Annotated in this window: 4 protein-coding genes; all 4 read right to left on the reverse strand. The window is 28.8% G+C overall.

Translation table 11 applies throughout. The features are described 5' to 3' along the window. Positions 1–146 precede the first annotated feature (146 nt). Entirely contained in the window at positions 147–761 is a 615-nt protein-coding gene (locus L8D11_RS05165) for an SEC-C metal-binding domain-containing protein (protein WP_236870601.1), read from the reverse strand. A 177-nt stretch (positions 762–938) separates the two neighbouring features. Next, positions 939–1,220, reverse strand: a complete 282-nt coding sequence (locus L8D11_RS05170) for a type II toxin-antitoxin system RelE family toxin (protein WP_236870602.1) — start codon at positions 1,218–1,220, stop codon at positions 939–941. Beyond that, complete coding sequence (locus L8D11_RS05175) at positions 1,210–1,458, reverse strand: type II toxin-antitoxin system Phd/YefM family antitoxin (RefSeq protein ID WP_236870603.1); 249 nt, start codon at positions 1,456–1,458, stop codon at positions 1,210–1,212. The genes L8D11_RS05170 and L8D11_RS05175 overlap by 11 nt, the downstream gene beginning before the upstream one ends. 80 nt (positions 1,459–1,538) lie before the next feature. Beyond that, positions 1,539–1,688: a hypothetical protein gene (locus tag L8D11_RS05180; RefSeq protein WP_236870604.1), complete on the reverse strand. Its 150-nt coding sequence runs from the start codon at positions 1,686–1,688 to the stop codon at positions 1,539–1,541. Positions 1,689–1,818 lie beyond the last annotated feature (130 nt).

Below are 1,818 nucleotides of genomic sequence, written 5' to 3' on the forward strand. Positions count from 1 at the left end.
GGATATCTATGTCTGTTTGGTGTGCCCTTCATCTTTTTTGATATTTATTTTTTTAAATCCTACAATTTTATAATCTTTTATTCAATATCAGAATTTTATTCTATTTTTAACTTGACTGTGCCGATAAAAAATGTGAGAGTAGTCATTTACTGATACTTAATTATGCAACATTTTTTATATTTTTTACCACTTCCACAAGTACACAAGTCGTTGCGGCCTATTTTTTTAACTGAGCTTACTCTAGGAATTGAGTCATGACTCAATAAATCATGGCTATATCCATCCTGCTTTAGAGCAGTAAAAGCGACATTTATTCTTTCCGATTTGCCATCTAACATTAATGCAAACATATTGTATTGAAATTCTTCGTACAGTTCTTTTTTTATAAGAGCGCAACAATATATAAGCCATTCTATCTCGCTATCTTCTATACTTACCTCATATTTATCAAAATATTTTTTTACTTCTATTACTGCGTTATTTAATGATTTACTGACCTCATCATCACTAGCGTTCATCTCTAATAAGTCATAAGATAATTTCCAGCCCCAAAAAGCAAAATTACACGCATCGAAATTGTCAATCTCTTCTTTCAGTTTATTAGTAGTAAAGAAAGCTGATAATTTTGCAATTTCTATAATTAGCTCACTTCCTTTTATTGCTCCTAAATTATTTCTTGTTCTTTGTTTTGTAATCTTTTTATATGAATGGTATTCTAATTTTATAAATTTTTCATATTCTTTATAAAACCTTTGATTCATGCATGTGATGTTTGCCACTATTTTTATTTAATTTGTCATTATCAATTATCTAAATCTCTCTACTTCATCTTACAATATTTAAGTAATATCAAATTTTGTTGTATTTAGTAATTTTATAAATCTATAGCTTAATAAATTATGCTCTTTTAGCCAAACTTTTTACGCAAATATTGTGATTTATCTATGTTTCATTTTATTATAAACTTCTCCTTTATCTCTTTTACCTACTACTACAACTTGCACAATAAGGCGACTATCAAAAACTTTGTAAACTAATCTGTATCCAGTGGCTCTAAGCTTGATTTTATAACAATCTTTCACGCCAGAAAGTACCGAACTCTTTATGTGGGGATTTTCTAAACATTTTTCAAGCTTCTTCTTAAATTGCTCTTTAATTGGATTTGAGAGTTTGCTCCACTCTTTTAAAGCAGGTTTTAAAAAAGTTAATTTATAACTCATTAAGCTTGACCTCTACCTCTTCTTCTTTAGCTCTATCCTTTACTAATGTAGAAAGCTTTATATCATCTAAAAGCTCTACCATTTCTTCATATGCATCAGCAGGCACGCAATAAAATGCAGGCTTGTTACGGTTTAATATAGCGATAGCTTCACCAGATGCAGTTTCTACAGTTTTCATTGGGTTAGCTTTAAGCTCTGTAATGCTAGCTGTTATATTTGATAAAATTAATTCTGCCATATTGAACTATAATAAATTTATATAGATATAAAATAACATATAAAAAGGTCATTTAAAAGCGCTATTAAAGATTTTAGTTATTAGCTAAGTTGTAATGCTGTATCACAATCGCCACAGATAATATTGAGATTAGGCTTACCCCAAAGCTTGATATTGCAATCTGGACAAACATATTTTATTTTTTTAACATAACTTTTATTCTGCTCCCCAATAGATTCAACCCAGCTCATCTTTCGGCACAGTCAAGTTAAAAATAGAATAAAATTCTGATATTGAATAAAAGATTATAAAATTGTAGGATTTAAAAAAATAAATATCAAAAAAGATGAAGGGCACACCAAACAGACATAGATATCCAAT

The sequence above is a fragment of the Candidatus Bandiella numerosa genome (genome assembly GCF_021811875.1).
Classification (GTDB): domain Bacteria; phylum Pseudomonadota; class Alphaproteobacteria; order Rickettsiales; family Midichloriaceae; genus Aquirickettsia; species Aquirickettsia numerosa_A.